The sequence below is a fragment of the Sporosarcina saromensis genome (genome assembly GCF_033253735.1).
GTDB lineage: Bacteria > Bacillota > Bacilli > Bacillales_A > Planococcaceae > Sporosarcina > Sporosarcina saromensis.
Window position 1 is genome coordinate 35930 of record NZ_JAUBDI010000003.1, and the last position, 21830, is coordinate 57759.

At 41.9% G+C, this 21830-nt stretch carries 19 protein-coding genes; 8 read left to right on the forward strand and 11 right to left on the reverse strand.

Annotation, left to right across the window (positions count from 1 at the left end; translation table 11 throughout):
* Positions 1 to 17 precede the first annotated feature (17 nt).
* The gene (locus QT711_RS04695) at positions 18 to 1295 is read right to left on the reverse strand and encodes an MFS transporter (protein WP_317942367.1); all 1278 of its coding nucleotides are present in this window, start codon (positions 1293 to 1295) and stop codon (positions 18 to 20) included.
* A 240-nt stretch (positions 1296 to 1535) separates the two neighbouring features.
* On the opposite strand from QT711_RS04695, the gene QT711_RS04700 reads away from it, so the two are divergent.
* The gene (locus QT711_RS04700) at positions 1536 to 2078 is read left to right on the forward strand and encodes a helix-turn-helix domain-containing protein (protein WP_317942368.1); all 543 of its coding nucleotides are present in this window, start codon (positions 1536 to 1538) and stop codon (positions 2076 to 2078) included.
* A 963-nt stretch (positions 2079 to 3041) separates the two neighbouring features.
* On the opposite strand, the gene QT711_RS04705 is transcribed toward QT711_RS04700, so the two are convergent.
* Positions 3042 to 4178 (reverse strand): thermonuclease family protein, encoded by a 1137-nt coding sequence (locus QT711_RS04705; RefSeq protein WP_450097596.1) that lies wholly within the window; start codon positions 4176 to 4178, stop codon positions 3042 to 3044.
* 175 nt (positions 4179 to 4353) lie between these two features.
* Positions 4354 to 5304, reverse strand: a complete 951-nt coding sequence (locus tag QT711_RS04710; RefSeq protein WP_317942369.1) for a general stress protein — start codon at positions 5302 to 5304, stop codon at positions 4354 to 4356.
* 168 nt (positions 5305 to 5472) lie between these two features.
* On the opposite strand from QT711_RS04710, the gene QT711_RS04715 reads away from it, so the two are divergent.
* Both QT711_RS04715 and QT711_RS04720 read left to right on the forward strand, forming a co-directional pair.
* On the forward strand, positions 5473 to 9300 hold the full coding sequence (locus QT711_RS04715) for an AAA domain-containing protein (RefSeq protein WP_317942370.1): 3828 nt from the start codon (positions 5473 to 5475) through the stop codon (positions 9298 to 9300).
* A complete protein-coding gene (locus QT711_RS04720) occupies positions 9301 to 10047 on the forward strand; it encodes a hypothetical protein (RefSeq protein WP_317942371.1) in 747 nt (248 codons plus the stop codon).
* Positions 10048 to 10205: 158 nt separating this feature from the next.
* Here QT711_RS04720 and QT711_RS04725 read toward each other — a convergent pair whose 3' ends face one another.
* The 6 genes from QT711_RS04725 to QT711_RS04750 all read right to left on the reverse strand — a co-directional run bounded on the left by QT711_RS04725 (position 10206) and on the right by QT711_RS04750 (position 15724).
* A complete protein-coding gene (locus QT711_RS04725; protein WP_317942372.1) occupies positions 10206 to 10616 on the reverse strand; it encodes a general stress protein in 411 nt (136 codons plus the stop codon).
* A gap of 640 nt (positions 10617 to 11256) precedes the next feature.
* Positions 11257 to 12606 carry a tripartite tricarboxylate transporter permease gene (locus QT711_RS04730; RefSeq protein ID WP_317942373.1) on the reverse strand — a complete coding sequence of 450 codons (1350 nt, stop codon included), beginning with the start codon at positions 12604 to 12606 and terminating at the stop codon, positions 11257 to 11259.
* Positions 12606 to 12845: a hypothetical protein gene (locus QT711_RS04735; protein ID WP_317942374.1), complete on the reverse strand. Its 240-nt coding sequence runs from the start codon at positions 12843 to 12845 to the stop codon at positions 12606 to 12608. The genes QT711_RS04730 and QT711_RS04735 overlap by 1 nt, the downstream gene beginning before the upstream one ends.
* A gap of 10 nt (positions 12846 to 12855) precedes the next feature.
* Positions 12856 to 13407 carry a helix-turn-helix domain-containing protein gene (locus QT711_RS04740; RefSeq protein WP_317942375.1) on the reverse strand — a complete coding sequence of 184 codons (552 nt, stop codon included), beginning with the start codon at positions 13405 to 13407 and terminating at the stop codon, positions 12856 to 12858.
* A gap of 5 nt (positions 13408 to 13412) precedes the next feature.
* On the reverse strand, positions 13413 to 14756 hold the full coding sequence (locus tag QT711_RS04745) for a hydroxymethylglutaryl-CoA reductase, degradative (protein WP_317942605.1): 1344 nt from the start codon (positions 14754 to 14756) through the stop codon (positions 13413 to 13415).
* Positions 14757 to 15292: 536 nt separating this feature from the next.
* Positions 15293 to 15724 (reverse strand): general stress protein, encoded by a 432-nt coding sequence (locus QT711_RS04750; protein WP_317942376.1) that lies wholly within the window; start codon positions 15722 to 15724, stop codon positions 15293 to 15295.
* Positions 15725 to 15860: 136 nt separating this feature from the next.
* On the opposite strand from QT711_RS04750, the gene QT711_RS04755 reads away from it, so the two are divergent.
* Positions 15861 to 16379 carry a hypothetical protein gene (locus QT711_RS04755; RefSeq protein ID WP_317942377.1) on the forward strand — a complete coding sequence of 173 codons (519 nt, stop codon included), beginning with the start codon at positions 15861 to 15863 and terminating at the stop codon, positions 16377 to 16379.
* A 72-nt stretch (positions 16380 to 16451) separates the two neighbouring features.
* On the opposite strand, the gene QT711_RS04760 is transcribed toward QT711_RS04755, so the two are convergent.
* On the reverse strand, positions 16452 to 17423 hold the full coding sequence (locus QT711_RS04760; RefSeq protein WP_317942378.1) for a general stress protein: 972 nt from the start codon (positions 17421 to 17423) through the stop codon (positions 16452 to 16454).
* A gap of 167 nt (positions 17424 to 17590) precedes the next feature.
* On the opposite strand from QT711_RS04760, the gene QT711_RS04765 reads away from it, so the two are divergent.
* Complete coding sequence (locus QT711_RS04765) at positions 17591 to 18511, forward strand: patatin-like phospholipase family protein (protein WP_317942606.1); 921 nt, start codon at positions 17591 to 17593, stop codon at positions 18509 to 18511.
* A gap of 69 nt (positions 18512 to 18580) precedes the next feature.
* Here the strand turns inward: QT711_RS04765 and QT711_RS04770 are convergent, their stop codons facing one another.
* On the reverse strand, positions 18581 to 19261 hold the full coding sequence (locus tag QT711_RS04770; RefSeq protein ID WP_317942379.1) for a C40 family peptidase: 681 nt from the start codon (positions 19259 to 19261) through the stop codon (positions 18581 to 18583).
* A gap of 371 nt (positions 19262 to 19632) precedes the next feature.
* Here QT711_RS04770 and QT711_RS04775 point away from each other — a divergent pair, with 371 nt between their 5' ends.
* The 3 genes from QT711_RS04775 (at position 19633) to QT711_RS04785 (ending at position 21820) form a co-directional block, all read left to right on the forward strand.
* Positions 19633 to 19764, forward strand: coding sequence for a hypothetical protein (locus QT711_RS04775; RefSeq protein ID WP_317942380.1), 132 nt, complete (start codon positions 19633 to 19635; stop codon positions 19762 to 19764).
* An 89-nt stretch (positions 19765 to 19853) separates the two neighbouring features.
* Entirely contained in the window at positions 19854 to 19976 is a 123-nt protein-coding gene (locus QT711_RS04780) for a hypothetical protein (protein WP_317942381.1), read from the forward strand.
* Between the two features lie 266 nt (positions 19977 to 20242).
* Positions 20243 to 21820: a SpoIID/LytB domain-containing protein gene (locus QT711_RS04785; RefSeq protein ID WP_317942382.1), complete on the forward strand. Its 1578-nt coding sequence runs from the start codon at positions 20243 to 20245 to the stop codon at positions 21818 to 21820.
* The last annotated feature ends 10 nt before the right edge of the window (positions 21821 to 21830 follow it).

Below are 21830 nucleotides of genomic sequence, written 5' to 3' on the forward strand. Positions count from 1 at the left end.
ACATCGCTCCTTCAAAATTATTGATCGAGCGCTTGGTTTTTTCGGTCTTTTACAGCCCAAATGGCAATAAGTGATACGACCGCGGTGAACATAATGTAAAGCGCAACCGGAATATAAGAGTTATTGAATTCAGCTAGCAAAGCCGTGGCAACGAGTGGTGCTGTACCGCCAGCAACAGCCGCTCCAATTTGATAACCGAGAGAAATGCCTGTATAACGCACTTCTGCTGAGAAAATCTCGGAAAACATCGTACCGAGTACAGCTGTAATGGGTGCCCAGATGACCCCAAGACCAATGACTGTAGCAATGACTAATAAAGCGACAGATCCTTGTTGAATCATCCAGAAGTACGGGAATGCAAACAATAACATCGCAATTGTTCCAAATACATATAACGGTTTACGGCCGACTTTGTCAGACAGTTTCCCCATAATTGGTATAAGAATTGTTGTGACAATCGTTGCCACCATGACTGCATTTAAAGTGGCAGTTCTTGAATAATCTAAATAGCTAGTGGCATACGACACGACGAATGTACTGAAAATATAAAACGGAGCCGTCTCAACAACTTTTGCACCAATTGCAATAAGCACTTCACGCCAATGTGTTTTTAACGTTGTGACGATAGGCAGTTTAGCGATTTCCCCACGTTGTTGAACTTCCTTGAAGGAAGGAGTTTCATCAATACCTTTACGAATCCATAGTCCAAATACGACGAGTAAAGCACTTAAAATGAAAGGCACGCGCCAGCCCCACGTCATGAATGAACCTTCAGGAAGCAACGTCATAATGGATAATGCGAGCGTTCCGAGCATCATACCAATCGTTATTCCCATTTGTGGAACGGATCCGAAGAAGCCTCGTTTTTCTGGTGGCGCATATTCAACGGCTAATAGAAGCGCACCGCCCCATTCTCCTCCTATACCTAAGCCTTGTATGAGTCGCAATGTAATTAAAAGAATTGGAGCCCAAATTCCGATTGCTTGATATGTAGGTAAAAGTCCCATACCGAAAGTGGCAATCCCCATTAAACTTAGCGTTAAGATCAGCGTTTTTTTACGCCCAATACGGTCCCCAATATGACTGAAAATAATGCCTCCAAACGGTCTGATGAAGAAAGCGAGTGCAAATGATGCATACGCTAACAATAAACCAACAGTCGGATCTTCATTCACAAAAAACATTTGATTGAATACAAGCGCTGCAACTGTACCATAGAGGAAGTAGTCAAACCATTCGATTGAACTTCCGACAAGACTTGCAATAAGTACTCTGTTTAACTGTTTCTTTTCCAATTCCCATTCCCCCTTAAGTGCTGTAATTTGTAATGAACTGCATATTGACTCCCTTAATTGAAAACGCTTACTATACAAAGTAGAAAAGCGATTCCTGTTTATAAATAAACCTGAAGTTCCTCTCACGGATGTAAACGTTATCAATAGGGAAAATTGAAGTGGTACTTCAATTGTATTATACTAATTATCATAGAGATACGATAAAATTCTGTCAACAATAATTTTTAGGAGATTATAAAAATGCAATTGAATTCACTTGGTGGAAAAATAAAACAGATACGAATGAATAAAAAGATGACACTAAAAACCCTTGCGGAAAAAACAGGTTTTTCAATCAGTTTTTTATCACAGCTAGAGCGAGGTAAATCGTCGACAACGTTGGAATCACTGAAAAAGATTTCAGTTGCTTTTGGCGTAAACCCAAGCGTCTTTTTTGAGGACGAAAAGAAGGAAGACCCTACATCGTTTCAATTGGATAAACGAATGGATGCCCACAGTATTTTCTACGAAGATTTAGGAACGATGGTGACGGAGCGCGACTTTGCCCCATTACTCGTCACGTTACAACCTGGCCAGACAGAAGGAAATCTTATTACACATAATGGACAAGAATTCCTATACGTCATAAAAGGCACTGTCACCGTACAGTTGGAAGATACATTATATGAACTCGGGCCTACAGAGTCCATCATGATCGACTCAACGAAACCTCATTATTGGTACAACTACTCGGAAGAAGAAGTGAAATTGCTATGCGTGTCTTCGGAAGTGAAGGGGGAGTAGGGGAGAAAAGAAGAAAAGGGACAAACAGGCTACATAAATTGAATGGTTTTATTCAGTATCAATTAAATACTAGTTATCTCAATCGAATAGACAACTAGAAAGGTGATGGAAAATGCCGTTAAAATTACACCCATCACTTTTTTTGTACTGGGTGTAGTTCAGTTGTGTATTTTTTTTAGAAAACGAGTCAAGTTCAAGGACCAAAAGTACACTGTTGTCGGCAATGCAATGAAACAGAAAAACAGAATCAGCCAATAACCCCTTCAGGTATCTTTAACTATCTTGCTGTTGTTAGAGATATTGTCGAATTATTTCTCGGGAAATGAAAGTCGAGAGCTTATTCGACAGAAAAGGACAAAAAAATAAGTGGTAGCTGTAATTGTAAGACTGTTTACAACGTAGAATCACCTGTAAATAAACCGTTAGTTGGTTAAAACCCATTTGGCGCGACAAATATCCAATCTATACATGATTGGTCCACGCTAGTTAGAATTTCATTTTCCATTACACCGCATATTTAAGTAGAACGCGGCATACTTTCAGCAAACGCCGCATAATTCCTTCAAACGCCGCATATTTGGCGAGAACGCCGCATAACTCCTTCAAACGCCGCATATTTGGCGAGAACGCCGCATATTTCCGCCAAACGCCGCATACTTCACCAAAACACCGCATATTCCACCAAAATACCTCGAATCGAAGCTAAGTAAAAAAAAAGCCTCCAAGTCGCGCAAAAATAGATCTTATCAAATCAAATGGATAACGAGAAAACAAGGAATACTTTAAACGAAGTATGCTGTGTTTGAGGAGAATATGCGTCAAATGCTTACCTTATGCGGCAATAGGTGGTAGGAATGCCGTGATATCGAAAAATATGAGGTGTTTGCGAGTATTATGAGGAGTTAGCTACATGTGAGAAATCAAAAAAACTCACCGAAAGAGCGCTCTCTCTCGGTGAGTTCATTATTTTTCACAAGCAAAGCCGTCTTTGTCACGGTCCATTTTCGGTTGGTATGCTGCGTGGCCTTCAGGAACACCATTTGGATACTTCACACGGAGCTCCGTGCAGTTTTTGAACCACTCTTGGCCGCCTGCCGTATTCGAAGGTGGTGGAGTAGCATTCGTTTTCGGCGGTGTGACAGGTTGTGTATTTGCTCCACCTGATCCTGTTGCAGGCTTTGTAGGGATAACGTCGCTATCAAATCCAGAATCAGTTGCATAGTTTTCAACCGACCAAATGCCTACCCCTTTTTGCTTGGCAACCGTTTGCACTTCTTCAAAAGGTGTTAAATGACGAGTGTTCGGTGGATACACATAAGCGACACGTGCCAACCCTTCAGCTAACAAAGTCTCTTGTACGCTTTTACCATCGACATATACATAGGCAAGTAATCGATCATATTTGTCAAAACGTTCACCGACATCAAACTCCAAGGTCAAAGCGCCACTATTCACCAATTCGCGATTACGTTCCTTTGCTTCCTCACCGAAAGGTTGCTTCCCTAAACGGGGATGATTCGTTTCAGGTGTGTCAATTAGTAGATAGCGAACATTCCGCTCTTCGCCATTGTAAAGAACTTTTATCGTATCGCCATCAATCGTCTTCACCAATTTGACTGGAACTTGCGCAGTGGTACCACCTGTTTCAGTCTTTTTCGCAGGTTTCTGTTGATTGACAGTTCCGTTTTTGTCTTGTCCATCAACAGTTGTTGGGTTATCGTTACTCGTTGATTTGTCCGTTTCTATAGAAACAGGAGGTACACCATTCGGCAGTTTGTCATCTTTTTCAGATTGCTCGTCGACGATAGCTGATTCTTTGTGAGCGTCTTCTTTTTCAATCGGTGAAGAGGTAGGTTCCTTCGATTCATCGTCGCTAAATGAACTGACACAGCCTGTTAAAGCGAGCAAAAGCCCGATTGTCAACAGGGCAGGTGCTACTTTTGAAGTCTTCTTTTGTCTCTTTAACTTTTTCATACTTGTACCCCCCCAATAGGCAAGGACTAAACCGATAATAAATACCGGGAATTTAATCATTAACAACAAAAACATTAATGCAATAATAACAATCAATACACCATTCACATGCTTTCTTCCCTTCAAATTCAAGGAGGAACAGAGTCGCTGAACTCTATTATTACCTATTCTATGTACTTAAATATTTGAGCCTCAATTACTATAGCAAAAAAATGCTCAACATGCGAGATATTCCATTAAAAGGGTGTTTTTTATCCAATAAAAAACCACTCACTATACGAGTAGTGGTGGTCGAATACACTTACGTCAAATCTTCTTCATCTTGAATTAACCAGTTTTCAACTTCATTTTTATCTTTATTCACACCTCTTAAATCAATGATAATTGGCTTGTTTGGCGTTTGTTGCATCGCAGTGTAATGAGTGGATGTAGCAGAGCTTTTCTCCGCTTTTTTGGAAATGGATGAAACTGTAGCTGACGGTTGCAATGAAATGACGTCATCGTTTGTAGCATTCAGGATTGAAGTAGCAGTATTTCGGAGTTCGGTTTCGTGACGGGTAAACGATTGAAGGTGTTGGTTATCTTGCACGATCGCTTGTCGTTGCTGATGTAAATGAGAGGGGGAAGGGGTTGGCGTGCCTAAAGATTCTCCGCCAGCTCTCCCAATGTGACCTTGTTCCTTTCTTCTTATTGGATCATTGTCATCTCCATCCCTACTCGTCATCCTTTCAGAGATGCTCGTCGTGTAAGCGCGATCTTCAAAAATGACACTATCGCGATACTCATTTTTAGGTAAACCATCCTTGCTTACTCCAACCGAATCATTATCCATCCTATTGAGGCTTTCAGCTTCTCCTACAGATCGGTTCAAAAGGTTTTTCTCATTTGAATAGCGTTCCGCATGAATTTCATAGACGGTTTTTTTTGGTTCACCCTCCACATAGAGTAGCCACTTCCCTTGTCTGATTTCAGCTTCGTATTTCCTCAAATCTGCTTCGTCAAAACCGACTTCCACGAGCATGCTCCGTACATGGTTCTCTCCGGAAATAAAACCAATAAACCGATCCAACCAATTCGAGGGGGTAGAATGGATCTCGTCATACGTCCGTTGCCTGAACACCTCTACATCCTCTTCACGTTGCGCAATAATATACATATCTTCAGGCCGAATCCCTTTTTTTCGTAAGTCTTCAAGAGCTGCAATAAGGGTTTCTTCTGTGCCAAATAACCCAACAAAGGTCTTTTCTTGCAAGGCTATCACTCCTATCTGTTTAACAAATCTTACTAAAAACAATACCCAAAAATTCACAAACAGAAACTACTCTACAACATTTCTAATTAATCCGAACCGCATTTTATTGTATGATAGAACGTATGGCTTTCAAATTCAAAACGACAACAAAGGAAGGAGGATGTCATCATGGACAACATGGAAATTATCAGTTGCAGGCTGGAAATGACAAACCGAGCAAAAAAAGAAATTGGCAACTGGGCGATTGATGAACACGCGCTATTTGGCATACAAGATCACTTTACAGTGCACATTGAAAAACAACCGGCCAAACAGGACAACATGACATTCTCCTTCTATTTTGACCCACAAACGAACACGCAGCTATCTAACTTCTTAAATGAACGCGTTGCTGTACTCGAATGTGTCTATAAGAATGAGGGGTTTCTCGCAACAAGCTTTCGAGTGAAAGGACGGAAAGAACCTGTTCGGACGAATCGCCGAATTGGTGTCCGTTTAACATTCGATCTAAATCGGCGCACGGGCAGTCCCGTGCCGATTGGACTCTATACCCGCTTACGTGAACTGCCGATTGCACAAGAGCGTTCAGAATATGTCGAAAAACGAATTGCAAGTTGGGAAGGGTACTTGAAAATCGAAGAGAAAAATGCGGACGTTGCCGATGTGACTGCCCAATTTTCCAATCCAATTGTCAATGAATCCTTCACTGAGCTAACGGTTACGTGTAGTGGACTCGACGCTAAAGATTGGCAAGCAATAACAGGTTTCAGTGCAAAATTACAAGGGGCGACAAGCGATTTAGGAACGGTTATTGACGTCCAGCGAGGCAAGCGAATTGTCAAAATCGAGTTGAATAAAAAACAACAAGCGGTTGCGAGGCGTGGTGGTTTATTGCCAAAAGGCGTTCGGGAATTGACGTTCAGCAATTTTGCAGAACTGAGTCAAATCCGACGTTTACGCAAAGGTTTTAAAGACTTGCAAGATGGCTTCGCTGCAAATGCGAACTTGGAAAAGGTACTATTTGAAGAACGTCCCGTTGTACAAATTACGAATAAACGGCTCACTCTCGATTTTCACCATTCATTAAACGAATTCCAACAGGAGGCAGTCACAGGTGCTCTATCAGCGAACGACTTGTTTGTTATTCAAGGGCCGCCTGGTACTGGAAAAACGACGGTTATTTCAGAGCTGTGCCACCAACTGATGAAGGCCGGGAAACGGACACTCGTTGCCTCCCAATCCAACTTGGCGGTCGATAATGCGCTCGGTCGCTTGCTGTCAGATCCAGGCATCCGGATTTTGCGTTATGGACGAACGGAAAGTATTGAAGAGGAAGGCAAACGGTTCATCGAAGAGAACGTTGCGCTTCATTGGCGGGATGAGACGCTGGCTGCTGTAGATGCGCAACGGATTGAACATTCGGAACGGGAACAACGATTGAAACAGCAACTGACTGAGTTGAAAGACCAAATCCACCAATTAGAAGTGGAACTTGAAACGGTTGCAGAGCAAATTGTACAAAAGCAGACGGCAAAAGAGGAATATAAGAAGCAAAAAGTGACATTAGCTGATAGGGAGCAGCGTATAGCGGCAGTTCAGGCTACATTGGCGGAGCTCCAATTGCAGCAGCAACAGCTAAAAGCGTTGGATGAACAGCTTTTAACACAAAAGAAACAATGCGAGGAACTGCATCAGCAAACAGCACTCGATGAAGCAGCAATCGAAGAAATGGCAAAGAAAGCATCTGAAATGAGTTTGCACCAAAAACGGTTGCGGTATTTTCAGACGATAGAAGCAATTACCTTTGCAGAGATGGAGATTCGTAAACAAGAAGCGCAATTGAGCAGGTTCGCTGAACAATTGAAGCCGTATCCATCTTTTGTAGATAAACTCGTGACTGTACGGAAATTGCAGGAGCTTGACGAAGTGTTTACTGTACATGGGCTCAAGCCTTCACTGTCTGCAACGCTGGAAATGAATGCACTACGGCGTTTACGTGTAGAAATCGCGAACGGTACGTATCCATATGAATTGTTGGAATGGAAAGAAGTAGCTGAGCGACTGGCAGCAGGGGTCACGTATGCAAAGGATTTGCTGCAAAAACATCAGTTTCCGCTCGAGACGGTTATGAGTAAAGAGAACCACAACTATACAACACCTGAAGAAATGCATGAAATGCTCGACAAGATGAGTCGATTTTTCGTGTTACCGGCTACGAAAAAGACGTTGTTGATGGTGGGGAGCCCGCAAAAGACCGTTTTGCTGCAAAGACTAGCTGACAACCTTTCGTATCTTCTTGGAAAGCAAAGTGAAGTACGAAAGAATATGTCGATAATAAAAACCGCATCGGATAAAGAATCTGCTGCAAGATTTTCTGCATTAATTCGAGAAATCAAGGAAGAGATGCAACTAGCTGCGAATGAATTGAAAAATCAAATGACTGCGTCAGAACAGGCGATTACAGAACATCAAAAGCAACTCCGGCATTTACAGGAAGAAAGCGTGGAGCTCGTGCATGTTGTGGATGAGCAGACGACACGCAATGAAGTTGAACACCAACTCATCGAGTTAGAAAAGGAAATGCTTGCATTTGAAACGCGCAAGGCAACGTTTGAACAAGCAGAACGAGCACTTGGTGAATGTATGGAACGACAGAATGAAATACAACAACAGTTGGAGCAGAATCAGGCAGCACTAACCGAGCGATCGGATGAACAAACACAGTTGAAAGAGGAAATCCGCTCACTGGAACAACAGCTACACGTGTTGGAAGGGATGTTACGAACAGAACCTGAACAACGGAAAAAAGCAATCCGAGAAGAGATTGATGTGCAAGCAGAAGAAGTGGTGAAGCTACAACAGGAAATCGAGCAAATGCCGCTCACAAAAGCGTTGCAAGATGAATGGCGTGAAATGCTTGCAACAGCAAGTGATTATGACCTGGATGAAATCCGTAAATTGTATGTGAAACACGCGAATGTCATCGGCACCACTTGTGTCGCTTCTGCACGTAAAGACTTCATGGACGATTATCCGACATTTGACGTTGTCATCATCGATGAAGTATCTAAAGCGACGCCGCCTGAATTGTTGTTGCCTATGTTGAAAGGCAAGAAAATCATCCTTGTCGGCGATCATCATCAGTTGCCGCCTCTCGTCGGACGCGAAACAATGGAAGAAGTCATCGAGGAAATACAAGATGAGAAAGAGAAGAACGTGTTACGTGGCATGCTGAAGGAATCGTTGTTTGAACGGTTGTTCCGCAGTTTGCCGAAGCAGAATAAGACGATGCTCGGTATCCAATACCGTATGCATGAAGACATAATGGAGACGATTACCCCGTTTTACGCAGAAGGGCAATACAGATTACAATGTGGTTTGGCTGATTCAAATACGGCTCGCGATCATCGATTGACATCCCGGTTCATTCAAAAAAACGATCATTTGCTGTGGTTCGATATGCCGAATGAGCCCCCCTATTTTGAAGCGCAAGTAAAAGGCGGCACGAGTTTGTATAATGAATCAGAGTTGGAAATGATACGTGAATTGCTGGTGGACATCGAGTCTGCAACAGATGAGGCGAAACGTGACGGCCGCATGCAAGCGGATGAAAAGAAAAGTGTCGGTGTCATCAGTTTTTACGGAGAACAAGTAAAGCGGATTGACCGTTTGATTGAACAGGAAATCATGCCAAAACACTTGCATTGCCGAACGGGCTCAGTCGATAAATTCCAAGGGATGGAAATGGATATTATCATTTTAAGTTTTGTCCGGAATCATCAGCAACCGAGTGGAACGATTGGCTTTGCAGAAGATTATCGACGCTTGAATGTTGCTTTGTCGCGTGCACGGGAACTGCTCATTATTGTCGGCAGTTCGGACATGTTCATGAAACGACCGAAAAAAGCAGAAACGAGAGAGATGTATACGCGACTCGTTGAAAACGTAAAAACGAAAGGCGGCTTCAAGGAGCTTTCGGTAGAGAGGAATGGCTAAATGAAAGAGCTTGAAAACAAGCTACGTAATGAGTTGTTGCGTGATACGAATGTGAAATTGCTAGCGACTGCGACATGGTCATTGCCCGTTCAGTCATTTGACGTCTCATTTGAAACAGTGGAGCGAACAAAAATGGATATTTTAATGAAAATGTTGCTCACCGCTTTTCGCACAGGTTCGTTTGCATCGGCAGAGGAAGTAAGCAAGCTGTTAGTCGTCGAGCCTTTATTCATACAAGACATGATGGACAAATTTGAGCAAACGGCGATGATTCAAAAAGCAGGAGGCACCTATACATTGACGGAAAAGGGGAGGCAACAGCTGGAGAGTGGCGTATATGTCAGCGTGCCAGAAAATGAGGATGCAACTGTCTATTATAGTGCTTCGCATGTTCAATTCTTCGTAGGCAATGTAGTGGATCATGCGAAAGAAACGTATCGGTATGCGAATAAATCACGTGCGACAACCGCTTTTGAAGATGAAGAATGGCGAAATGCATTGGAGTCAGTGAGGGTTACGGAATCCGAAAAGGAACATGTTCAAAAAGTCATTCAATCCATTAAGACTGTCACGGAATTGGAACAGAAATTTGTACCATGCATTGAATTTCAGTTGCATAATTTGGGCAATGAACGTTTATATGCACGCGTATGGAATACAATGACGGAGCAGTGGGACGAACAGTTGGAAGCACAGATACTGGAACATGAGCTTGCTCAATGGCGCGAACGTTATTTGGCTGAATGAGGTTTTACGCCTTTGTTTATGGATAAACCGCATGGCATCAAGTTTGTAGTACTTGATGCCATGCGGTCTTTTAATGCAAACGGTTAAGCTGGATTGATCCCATCGTCAAAGCGGATGCTGAATGTCTGCTACACCAAGTAAAACGTCGGCTCTTTATCCTATTGCTCACCAGCTTCGATTTCATCCAACGGAATCGGGGCATACTGGTCATATGGATGGTCCTCGTCCGCGGAGTATTCTTTAGACAGCCTTCCATTTATATACAAGAGCAATGCACCTTCTTGGACCGCATCAAAATAATGTTTCGCTTCCGTGTCGGTAAAGCCCGAGTCACGCAACATTTGTCGGACATTTTTTTCCCCTACATGGAAGCCAATAAATCGATTAAACAGGTTGTATGGAGAATCTTCACCGTCTTTGTCTGCATGCAAAATTAGTTGCTCCACAGCCTTTTCATCTTTCATGACAATTGACATGTCTTCCTCTGCCACGCCATCTATTTTTAGATCAACAATCTTCGCAACTAATCGTTGTTGGTTTGGAAAACTGCCGATAAACGTTTTTTGCAATGATTCCACCTCCTCAAACGTACTTGTCCAAAGAAGATACCCTTGTTTTAGTGATGAGAAACCAACTGTTATTTGCGTAGTATATGGAAATGAATCAAAATCATGAACAGAAGACACGGTCATATGGTGGAACGGCTTTATTTTTATCGTAGATCTAGACGTATTTAAACGAAGTTATTACCTTGCAAATAATCGCTTTAAATGAAAGTCTGTAGATGGTCAAGTGCATTCTAGCGCGACTGTGGCCATTTTTACACGATTGGATTCCCGCGAGCTGCTGTGTGGCGTGTAATTGAATGATTTGCGCATAATGCCTTTGATAAAAAAGGTTTTTGGACTCAGGTTTTCATAGTCTAAAGGTCACGAAATAGCGATAACTTTTCGTATACGATTGATAACTCTTGCTATACGATTGATAACTCTTGCTATACGATTGATAACTTCCCGTATACAATCGAATAGAATGTGAACTCGAATGATAAAAAATTTCTTTCGTGCGAATACACGTTTGAATGTGAACAAGTTTTTGGAGCGATGCTGTTGTCATTAAAAAATCACCAAAAAACCGCACTGAATCCATGCAAATCGGTTCAGTGCGGTTAACTTCTGGCTAAAGTGAACGCTTAGAAAAAATTATAGTTTAAATCAATCCCATCAACCATGGAGCAGCATAAAGAATCATGAACATAACACCATAGTTGACGCCGTGCCGATGTAAGAAACCTGCTACCAAGGCAACTAACATGACGCCGAAAATGTTCGCCCATCCTGCATCCATGAATGCGAGCATGACGACGAGTCCTGCGAACAATCCAATCATTGCTTCATGGGGCACCCATTTGAAAACAAATGCACATATTTGATTGGAGTACTTAATCGTAGCGTAAAATGTCAAGACGATTGCGATCGTAGCACCGATGACCGTTGCGATAACAATTTCACTCATTGACATGATATGGTGAATATTGTTTTCAGGTGTGAAAACAGGCGGCGCATTGAATAGTGCGTTTGCGGGTCCAATCGCCATTGGGGACAACGGCAAGCCGATCGCGATTAACGGAATTAACGTTCCTGAAATGTAGGATGCGTTAGTCAGTCCGTCCATTGTAGAGATAGCACGTGATGCACGTTGGACGGGGTCTTTAATATGTCTTGTCAAAAATTCGCCCAAGAAAATGGTCATGCCGACAGGAGTTAGGAAAAATGTTAGTGTACCAAGTGAACTACCAAGGGCGGACGTTGCCACTTCTTGTTTGGTCAGGATTTTAAAAGGATTTGGAAACCCTTTTTCCTTGCCGTGATTTTTAAAGCTGATTTCTTTTAGGCCAATGATCTGTTCTCGTTCCCGGTATTCTTTGCTCATCAATTCAAACAGTTTGAATACGATCGGTCCAATTGTGATGCCGAGGAAGAACGAGACGAATACAGTTTTATCCTCTGGCACGATGCCGATGTCCCAGTAGAGATGACGAAGTCCTTGAATGAGTAAGGCAAATGGGACAATCATTAACAAAGATAGCAATTTGTTAGCAGAGAGTAATGCCAGGAAAAGTGCACCTAAGAAAAAGATCAGTCCTGCATGCTTGCTGATGGATGAAGCATAAGGCATGATCAAACTCGCGATGAGTAAGCTTAATGGAATGGATACGATTGTCCCAATGACCGATCCGGAAGCCATTTTACGGATACTGACGTCAGGCAAGCCGTGTTGTTTGAGCACCATTGCATGCTCAACCATCGGTGCAGCCATGACGCCACCCGGAATTCCGGCTACGGCGACGGGAATGGAATCCGTCAATTTTTTGGCAACGATTGCAGAGATGAAAAATGAAAGTATGACATACGGTGAGACGTTCAGTAATACAAGTGCCAGTGTCACAGGCGCAAGGACTGCTGTTTCATCAGTACCCGGCGCGATTCCGATTATTGTATAAAGAACAGCACCGCCGACACTTGCCAGTACCATCAATAAGATGATTGTCAAATCCATTAGTCGTTATCCTCCGTTTCTGTTGTAATTTTTCGCTTCGGTTTAATGAGGATACTCGAAATGATAAAGGCGATAATTCCGCCAGTCAGTCCGAAAACAAGTGGCATTGGTGGCTCGTTCGGTGCAATAATATACCCGCCGAGTGTCAACGCAATCGACAAGACAATCGATATGAGTAGATCCTTCAAATTGACGTTATCTCCCCAAATATCGTAGAAAACGCCTTCTTTTTTCTCCATAATGAACCTCCTAGTTGTTGGAAATGAATATCGTTAATACTTTCGCTTCCATATCGTTTCCTGGTAAAAATACGTGTGGAGTCTTCCCTTTGAAATAGGCACTATCTCCAGATTGAAGTATAGTCGTTTTTCCACCGTATGAAAAGTTGATTTTTCCGGACAGGATGAAAATGAACTCATCCTCTTCATGCGTATAAGGCTGAATCATATCTGCCCCAGGGATGACAGTGACGACGACAGGCTCTATTTTACTGTTTGTAGATAGATTTGCCAACGATTGATACAGATAATTTGCTTCTTCTCCAGCTTCAATTGTTTTGCGCTCCTCTTGTTTCATAATAACAAGTTCCGCATCCGATTCTTCTTGCAATAGCCATGACAAGGTGACACCTAGCACGGAAGCAATTTTGGAGAGAGTAGCAATTGCTGAACCTGTTTGTCCGTTCTCGATTTTTGAGATTAAGCTTTTTGTGAAACCAGTTGCTTCTGCTAATTGTTGCTGTGTCATGTTCTTTTTGCGTCGCAGTTCTTTAATTTTCCTACCTGTTTGATTAGGGTTCATCGTTTTCACTCACTTATCAATTTCTTGTTTAGCAGACTTTTTGCAGTGTCCATTCTAACATCTTTTTTCTCAATCATTACTTGCTCCAACCAGTCGATTTCTTCAGGATTCCTGCCAACTTGAGAAGCGATATTTCTGGCATGGAGTGTCATGTGTCCTCGTTGAATGCCTTCAGTTGCTAAAGCACGGATGGCGCCCATGTTTTGAGCGAGACCGACAGCAACAATAATTTGTGCGAGCTCGGACGCTGTTTTAACATCCATTAATTGAAGTGAAAGTTGTGCCATAGGGTGTGTCTTTGTTGCTCCGCCCACAATACCGACTGCCATTGGCATTGTTAACTCACCATATAATGTTTTGTCATCAGTATACCATTTTGTCAAAGCTGAATATTGACCTTCCTTCGTGGCATAAGCGTGTGCACCAGCTTCTATGGCACGCCAGTCATTGCCAGTAGCAATTAAAACAGGATCGATACCGTTCATGATTCCTTTATTGTGTGTTGCTGCCCGGTATGGATCTGCCAATGCTATTTCATTCGCTAACACCATTCTTTTTGCGACATCTTGACCTTTAAATTCATTTGTTTCTAAAGAAAGGAAAGGTATATTTACTTTGGCGCTTGCCAGACGATAAACGGCCAAGTTGCTTAAGATTCTTAATAATACATCCCCACCAGTCAACTTCTCTATTGTCGGTGTCAATCTTTCTGCCATGGTGTTTACTGCATTTGCCCCCATCGCATCTAAAACATCTACGAGTAAGTGAATGATTAGTACTTTTTCAGAAGTTCCCAATTCAAGAACGCGAAGCTCAATATCTTTTACGCCTCCACCTAATTCGACTAAAGTCTGGTCGTACGTATTCGCTTTTTCAATGAGTTCAAGTTTTGCATCGTTAAGTGCTTGTTTTGCTTCATCCATATCTTTAATGTTCGTGACATGAATTTGTCCAATCATGATGGAACCAGAATACGTAGTAGAGAAACCACCTGTACTTCTTGCAATCCTTGCCATATTAGAAGCGGCAGCGACAACGGAAGGCTCTTCAACTGCCATGGGAATTAACACATCTTTTCCGTTGATCGTGAAGTTTGTCGCAATCCCAAATGGCAATGGAAATGTCCCGATAACATTTTCTGTCATTTTATCTGCAATGGCTAAAGGTAAACCATCAGTAGCATTTTTTAATACGTTTAGCTGTTCCTCTTTTAGTAAAAGTGAAGAAGCCAATACTTCTTGTCGATCTGAAACGGACATTTGAAAATACTTTGGTATTCTAGAGTTTTTCGTTTTCATAAGCTCACTCCTAGGATAGTAGTTACTCGATTCAACAAAGTTGAAATAAATTCAACTAACGCACAAAAAAAATAAAGCGCTTTCATTAGGTTACCATTATTAGTTTTACAAATCAATATTATTTGAATGTATAAAATTATGTATGTTGACTATATATCAGAATAAAATGTTTAATAAAACAAATTAATAAAGTTATATGTTAATATATAGGAGAGAGATTTATTCAATGTTCAACATGCTAGGATGTGTCAATAGTCAATGAACATACCGCCGTAAATGTTAGACAACGGGCAAATTTGAAACAATTATTCTTGTTTATTATTATTTTTATAAACATTCTAGTGTGAGAACAAACTTAGGAGGTGTGTCTCATGATTTTCTACGACTGGCTTATTGCGTTGTACAGGAACGTAGACTTTCAAACAATAGCTATAGTAGCTTTGGGAATACTACTGCCATCAATTTACTTTCAGGAGAAGCGGAAAATGGAGGAGGGGACTTCTAATACTACAAAAAAGTAATTTCTAAGAATGTTGATTTAAAAAAACGCTCTAATAGAGCGTTTTTTTGTTGTGTTACATGCTTCTCTATTCACCTTCTAATCCTGACACTTTCGAGTCTTCAATCTGCACAGGCTCATACGCTCGATACCCATCATCTCCTACAACAAGTGCTGACATCGGAGGGTCATCTAGCGGTGGCCCTTCAATGTAAATAAGCATTGCTCCGTTCATGACTTGCTTGAAATACAAATCAGCTTCTGCTTTTGAAAAGCCGACTTCGCCCAGCATGCTACGTACATTGTCTTCTCCTGTTAGAAACCCGAAAAAACGTTTCACCATAGAGGAGGGGGAATCTTGGATGTGTTGGGATGTGACGCTTTTCAATTCTTCAACGACAACTTGATCTTTAGCGACAATGTATATATCTTCTGCATGAACGCCTCGCTGTTGCAGCTCTTTTATTTTTGAAAATAACTGATCTCTGAAATGATAAACGCCGATAAAGGTTTTCTTCACAAATGCACCTCCTCGTGTTTTTACAATTACATTACCCTGAAACTGGATGAAGAAAACAAATTTCAGGTAAAAGAGAACATCTAACTGGGTGTTTAACATAGTATAGAAGGAAGAAAAAATAGAGGAGTTCATGCATTTGAAAAAGCCTAACGTTCATTTGCACGAAAAGGTAGATGCTAGCGTGACAAATCAAAAACAGTTTGTTTGGAATCCCCATGTTTCTTTTATGCAAGAACAGCAACAGACGAACATACACCTTCAAGATGCCGTTGCAAGAGTTGAGGCACTATCGCAAAAGTTGTTGAAAACGGTCCAGAACCAAAAACATGTACAACGCTTTCGACATGACGAAATGGAAGAACGAATGGGCAGCATTTACAACACTTTACTAGAAGCGACTACCCAGCAAGATGCCATTCATCATGAAATTAGCAAGCAAGCCGAAACGGTATTTCGTTTGAGAAGGAGCTTGCAAAATCACCGATTGTCGATGAATGATTTTGCAGTTCATCAATATGATGACTTATACGATATTCTCGACATGTTGGATAAAATCAATGCGCACAATAAAAAAATGGGCGACCTTCAACATGAAGTGTTAGAAAAGCTTACGTTACAAGACGTTCAAAACGTATCTGACGAACTGGATACGTAGGAATTCACAAGCTTTAACTTCTTGAAAAAAGCACCCCTTAAACGTAAACATTCAAGGGGTGCTCCTCTCTGATTAGTGTGGGAATTCGTTGTTCGGACGCTTGGTAACACGCTCATCAGTCAGTTGTTGTTCTTCAGACAACTGATTAGATGGTGGTTGCTCATTGGTAGTATAATCGGTCTTTTTACTCTCTGCCAGTTGCTCCGTCGTATACGCATCGACCGGGCTTTCAGGGTGGAAATCTTCGAGTGGAACGCGGATCGTTTCGTCATCTTTTTGGATTTTCACTTCTTGATCGACAGTGGTTAGTTGTTCAGATTCGCTAGAAGCTTCCTGATTATGAACAACTGCTGCATCTGACGGATGAACGACTTCTTCGTGTAGCGCTTGCTGCCTGTTCACAATCTCTTCATTGATGGCACGCTGTTCTTCAAGCTCCTTTTGTGCTGGATCTTTCGGTAAAAGAGCATCTGGATTCACTAGAGGTGCTTGTGGGACACCAGGTGTGATGGACATTGTTGCTGGATTAAATGTTGACATCGCTTCACCACCTACGCGTCCTAATGGTGCTTGAGGATCAACCATTCTGTTCGTTTCATGCGTAGAAGAAGGCGACTCATAATCTTCAGGGGTCACTCGGTTTGCTCCTAGGTTAGGATCCGTACCTTCGTTCATCATACCGAATTGATTAATCGTTTGTGCGTGATACTCGTGCAGTTCGCCTTGATCCACATACAGCAGTTTTCCGCCCTTTTCTATCTCACGATAATAATTGTCCATATCTTCTTCAGGCACACCGACTTCTTGCAACATGCTGCGGACATGGTTTTCTCCAGTTAAGAAATCTAAAAAGCGGTCAAACCATGAATCAGGGGTCGTTTGTACATCTCCATATTTCATTCCTTGGAACATCGTAACATCCGAATCATATTGTGCATTTAAGTAGATATTTTCACCATCTATGCCTTGCGCTTTCAAGTCATCTATTTTTTTCATCAGTTCCGAGTCGTTGTGGTACATGCCGATAAATACCTTTTTATCCATAGAAATTTTCCTCCTTTAGGTGGTGTATGTATTGCATGAATACCCGTTATACAGAGGATGGAAACTACATGTAAGCTTTATGTTTTGGTGAAAAACGATTCTTGTCAAATAGCAATGAATGCTGTTTTCATTGCGCTCTTCCTATGACCAACAATTGGAGGGATGCTGTGTATATCGATGGCGTGTTTGCGGGTGGTGGATTAAAAGGTTTTGCTTTAGTCGGTGCGTACCAAGCGTTGGAAGTGAGAGGTTATCGTTTTCGACGTGTTGCTGGAACGAGTGCGGGTGCGATCGTGGCGAGCTTCATAGCAGCGGGGTATACTGCAAAGGAAATCGAGGATATGATGCAAGAAGAAGATTTGCAAAATTTACTCGATCCACGTAAAACGCTAATTCCGTTTCCATTCATGAAATGGTTGTTCCTCTATTGGCGAATGGGACTTTATCAAGGGCAAGCATTGGAAGATTGGTTTTTTGAGAAACTATCATTAAAAGGGCTGTACAATTTTTCGGACTTACCGGCGGGTTCATTAAAATTAGTTGCCTCTGATTTGACAAACGGTAAGATGATTGTACTGCCAGATGATCTCGTCCATTACGGAATAGAACCGGGCATGTTTCCGATTGCACGTGCTTTGCGGATGAGCTGTACAATTCCTTTTTTCTTTGAACCGGTGCGATTAAAAACACCGACAGGCGAGACGATTGTCGTGGATGGGGGTGTGTTAAGCAATTTCCCAATGTGGATTTTTGATGAAGCGGACGGTTTTCGTAAAAGGCCGTTAATTGGCATGAAATTGAGTCACCCAAAAGATAAAATGCCTGGAAGGAAAATTGATAATGCATTGAATTTGTTTGAAGGATTATTTTCCACAATGAAAAATGCACATGACGAGCGTTATATTTCTAGAAAACATGAAAAAGATATTATTTTTATACCGGTAGAGCAATATAGTGCGACACAGTTTGATCTTGAAGATGAAAAAAAAGAAGAAATGATGGAGATTGGTCGCTTGAAAACAATACAATTTTTGCAAACATGGCCGCATGCGGAAGAAAATCGTACGGTGTTGAAGAAGAAATTCTAGTCAATTACAAAAACCGTGTAAAGCAAGGACTAACTTGCTCTACACGGTTTTTGGGAGACATCAATTCAATTAGAAACGCTTAAAACTATCGAATTTTGATTTCCAATAGCGATTGTCCAAGCTAACAACTTGAGACTTCTTTCCACCTGCGTGGACAAATTTGTTATTTCCAATATAAATGCCGACGTGAGAGATGCCTGGACGGTATGTGTTTTTGAAAAATACGAGATCACCCGGTTTAGGATTGCTTACTTTTTTCGTTTGTGCATATTGGCCAAGTGTATCTCTTGCAACGGATTTACCGGATTTCTTAAATGCATATTGAACAAAACCGCTGCAGTCGAATCCTCTCGTCGTTGTACCGCCAAAACGATACGGAATGCCTGTCAGTCCTTTTGCTGTTTCTACAACTTTTGAAGAAGAGGCAGCGCTACTTGTTGTGACTGCTTTTTTTGTCAATAAAGAACTAAGTGCCCATCCCGTTTTACCGTTCACTTTCACTTGGAACCAAAGTTGTTTTCCAACTTTTTTCTCTCCAATGACAGAAACCTTCGTGCCTTTTTTCGCTAACGTGACAATTTTATGACCTGTTCCTGCTCCGCTACGGACATTGACATTATATGCAGTTGAGTATGTACTATTTTGTACGGATGCTACTTCTGTTGTATTTGCACTTGCTTGTGAATGTTCAGTTGTAATACCAAATGCCAATGAACCTGCTACGAGTAATGATAAAGCGACTTTCTTCATGCATTTCCCCTATCCACCACTGATCTATATGGCTTTAATTATTTTCTATTTACCGATCAATTATTTTACATTTATCAGTCTACAGGTTAAACATTACAGTTCAGAGGCGGTAAAATTACAGAAATGTTACAAAGGATTACACGAAGTTTACGATGTGTTTTTGGAATAAAACAGAACCATCTATATAAAACGCACTTGCAGTAGAATGTTATTGCAACAGGTTGAAGATCGTTTCTACAGTACTTTATTCAATAAATCATATTGTGTCTGAATTATAGATCGCTTTTGAATAATAGTATTTTTACTAGAGTCGTCTCCAAATGGAAAACGCTACATAGTATGAGAAGGGTGATGAAATGGAGGGATGTAAAATGCTACAAAGCATATATGTGTTGACAGCTATAGCTGAACATGAACGACTGACGATGCGTGCAGGAAAAACGGGTGGAGATGTCCGTGTAAAGGCGATGCAAGAGGAGGAAAAACGACTGAAAGGACGATAAGTCTTTGAGGTCGTTTTTTATTTGTTTGGTCATGCATGACTGAGAGTTTCCTTTGTGTAGTTTCCTCTTACGGAGAGGATTGCGTTGTTATGAGGAGTTATGCGGCGATTGAGAGGATTATGCCGCGTTTTGCAGAAGTATGCGGTGTTCCGGAGAAGTATGCCGCGATTGAGAGGATTATGCTGCGAACCGGCGAAGTATGCGGCGATTAAGTGGTTTATGCCGCGTACCGATTACAGAGCCACGTTTTACGAAAGTTCTTTGAGAATTCGCGGAGAGGACTATACACAGTAGCTGTTAAACGCGCTAAATGGGTTTTGACAAATTTGGGTCTGGTGTGAAAAGGATGCCAATTTAAATGGATGAAAAAAAATATCGAAAATAATCTATATTTTTAAAAGGTATTTTCATAGAGGCGTCGAACTTTTTATACTAGCAAGCTGTTTGAATAGTCTACATTGAGAGGATGGGTGAGTGAATGAGATTGTGGAAGGTTCTTACTGTCAGTGTATTTGTATGTGCGATGGTACTTCAAGGATGGGGGGCGTCTTTGGCGTCTGCAGGTGAGTCTGCTGAGGAACCGATCATCCGGATAGGGGTCGTGCCGGCTGTTGAGTCTCTAAGTATTGGGGGACAAGGGAATTTTGACATTATTGATAAGCAGACAGGTGAGGTTTTATTCACAGGCGCAAATGCGCAAAGCGTTGTGGCGTTGAGTGGTACGTCGACGGTACAAAGTTTTTTTCGTTTACAAGTAGCGTTCACGACAAGTGATGTGTATGTTGCAGATTGGGTTCGGCGTGCAACCGAGGAGGGTTATGCCACTTATGTAGAAAACTATAACAATGGCTATCGTTTGTACCTCGGTGAATTTGCACCGGATGCTTCGTTTGCTGAACGGGTCGCTTTTAAAAATGAAGTTGTCGCGAAAGGGTTAGCAGCCAATGATGCATTTTGGAAAGTCGTTACGACAGCTGAAGGAGAAAACCGACTGACGATTTCAATGGACGGTGTTGTGAAAGAGACGACGAATGCTGTACGAGTGATTGCTGCATCCGAGATGGTGACAATCAATGGAAAGGCGTATCGAGGTGTGGCAGAAGTAGGCTTCAATAGCAGTGGTACGTTAGCAGGTATTAATGAATTAAGCATTGAACAGTATTTGTATGGAGTTGTGCCAAGAGAACTTCCACCAGTTCCATATGGAGAAGTGGAGGCGCAAAAAGCACAAGCGATTGCGGCTCGTACGTATGCACTCTCTAACCTAGGAAAGCGAAGTGCGGATGGGTATGATTTATTGCCGACGACATCTGACCAAGTATATGGAGGATTTACGGCAGAACATCCAATATCCAATGAGGCGGTTGACGGGACAAAAGGGATTGTAGCGACATATGACGGAAAGTTGATCACTGCTGTATTCCATTCGACGAGTGGAGGTTTTACAGCGAGCAATGAAGATGTATGGAACTCAGAAGCAACGCCGTATTTGCGGGCGACACATGTAGCGCAGAAAGGGAATTCATTGAAGTATGTACCTGCGTTGGAAATTTACAAGAAAACCGGGAACTCCGAGTCGCTACGAAAAGTGAAGAATGGAGATTTTGAAGCGGACTGGTCACGGTATTACCGCTGGCATTTCGAGTGGACTGCCGAAGAGATTAGTGACGTTATCGGAAGTTATTTCAATACGGATGTTGGTAGAGTCCTTGAAATTAATGTGACGGAACGTTCGCGATCAGGACGAGCTGCGGTGATTGAGTTCGTTACGGAAAATGGGACGTTCTACGAATATAAAGACCGTATTCGGTGGGCATTGCAATATATTAACGCAAACGGAAGCCCAGCAGTATTGCTGAGTACGCTATTCATCATTGAGCCAATGAAAGATCAAGAGACAGGCGAAACAATCGGATACAAAGTAGATGGCGGCGGCTGGGGACATGGAGTTGGGATGTCACAAGTCGGTGCTGTCGGCATGGCTGAAAAAGGCTATACGTACGATGTCATCTTAAAGCACTTTTATACAGGAATTGATTTGGAAACTAGATATTAAAAAGGCGGTC

Bases quoted from the DNA above. Each gene is read 5' to 3' on its own strand.
- QT711_RS04700 (WP_317942368.1), top strand. From the start codon at position 1,536: ATGCAATTGAATTCACTTGGTGGAAAAATAAAACAGATACGAATGAAT.
- QT711_RS04715 (WP_317942370.1), top strand. From the start codon at position 5,473: ATGGACAACATGGAAATTATCAGTTGCAGGCTGGAAATGACAAACCGA.
- QT711_RS04720 (WP_317942371.1), top strand. From the start codon at position 9,301: ATGAAAGAGCTTGAAAACAAGCTACGTAATGAGTTGTTGCGTGATACG.
- QT711_RS04730 (WP_317942373.1), bottom strand. From the start codon at position 12,606: ATGGATTTGACAATCATCTTATTGATGGTACTGGCAAGTGTCGGCGGT.
- QT711_RS04735 (WP_317942374.1), bottom strand. From the start codon at position 12,845: ATGGAGAAAAAAGAAGGCGTTTTCTACGATATTTGGGGAGATAACGTC.
- QT711_RS04740 (WP_317942375.1), bottom strand. From the start codon at position 13,407: ATGAACCCTAATCAAACAGGTAGGAAAATTAAAGAACTGCGACGCAAA.
- QT711_RS04760 (WP_317942378.1), bottom strand. From the start codon at position 17,423: ATGGATAAAAAGGTATTTATCGGCATGTACCACAACGACTCGGAACTG.
- QT711_RS04770 (WP_317942379.1), bottom strand. From the start codon at position 19,261: ATGAAGAAAGTCGCTTTATCATTACTCGTAGCAGGTTCATTGGCATTT.
- QT711_RS04775 (WP_317942380.1), top strand. From the start codon at position 19,633: ATGCTACAAAGCATATATGTGTTGACAGCTATAGCTGAACATGAACGA.
- QT711_RS04780 (WP_317942381.1), top strand. From the start codon at position 19,854: ATGAGGAGTTATGCGGCGATTGAGAGGATTATGCCGCGTTTTGCAGAA.
- QT711_RS04785 (WP_317942382.1), top strand. From the start codon at position 20,243: ATGAGATTGTGGAAGGTTCTTACTGTCAGTGTATTTGTATGTGCGATG.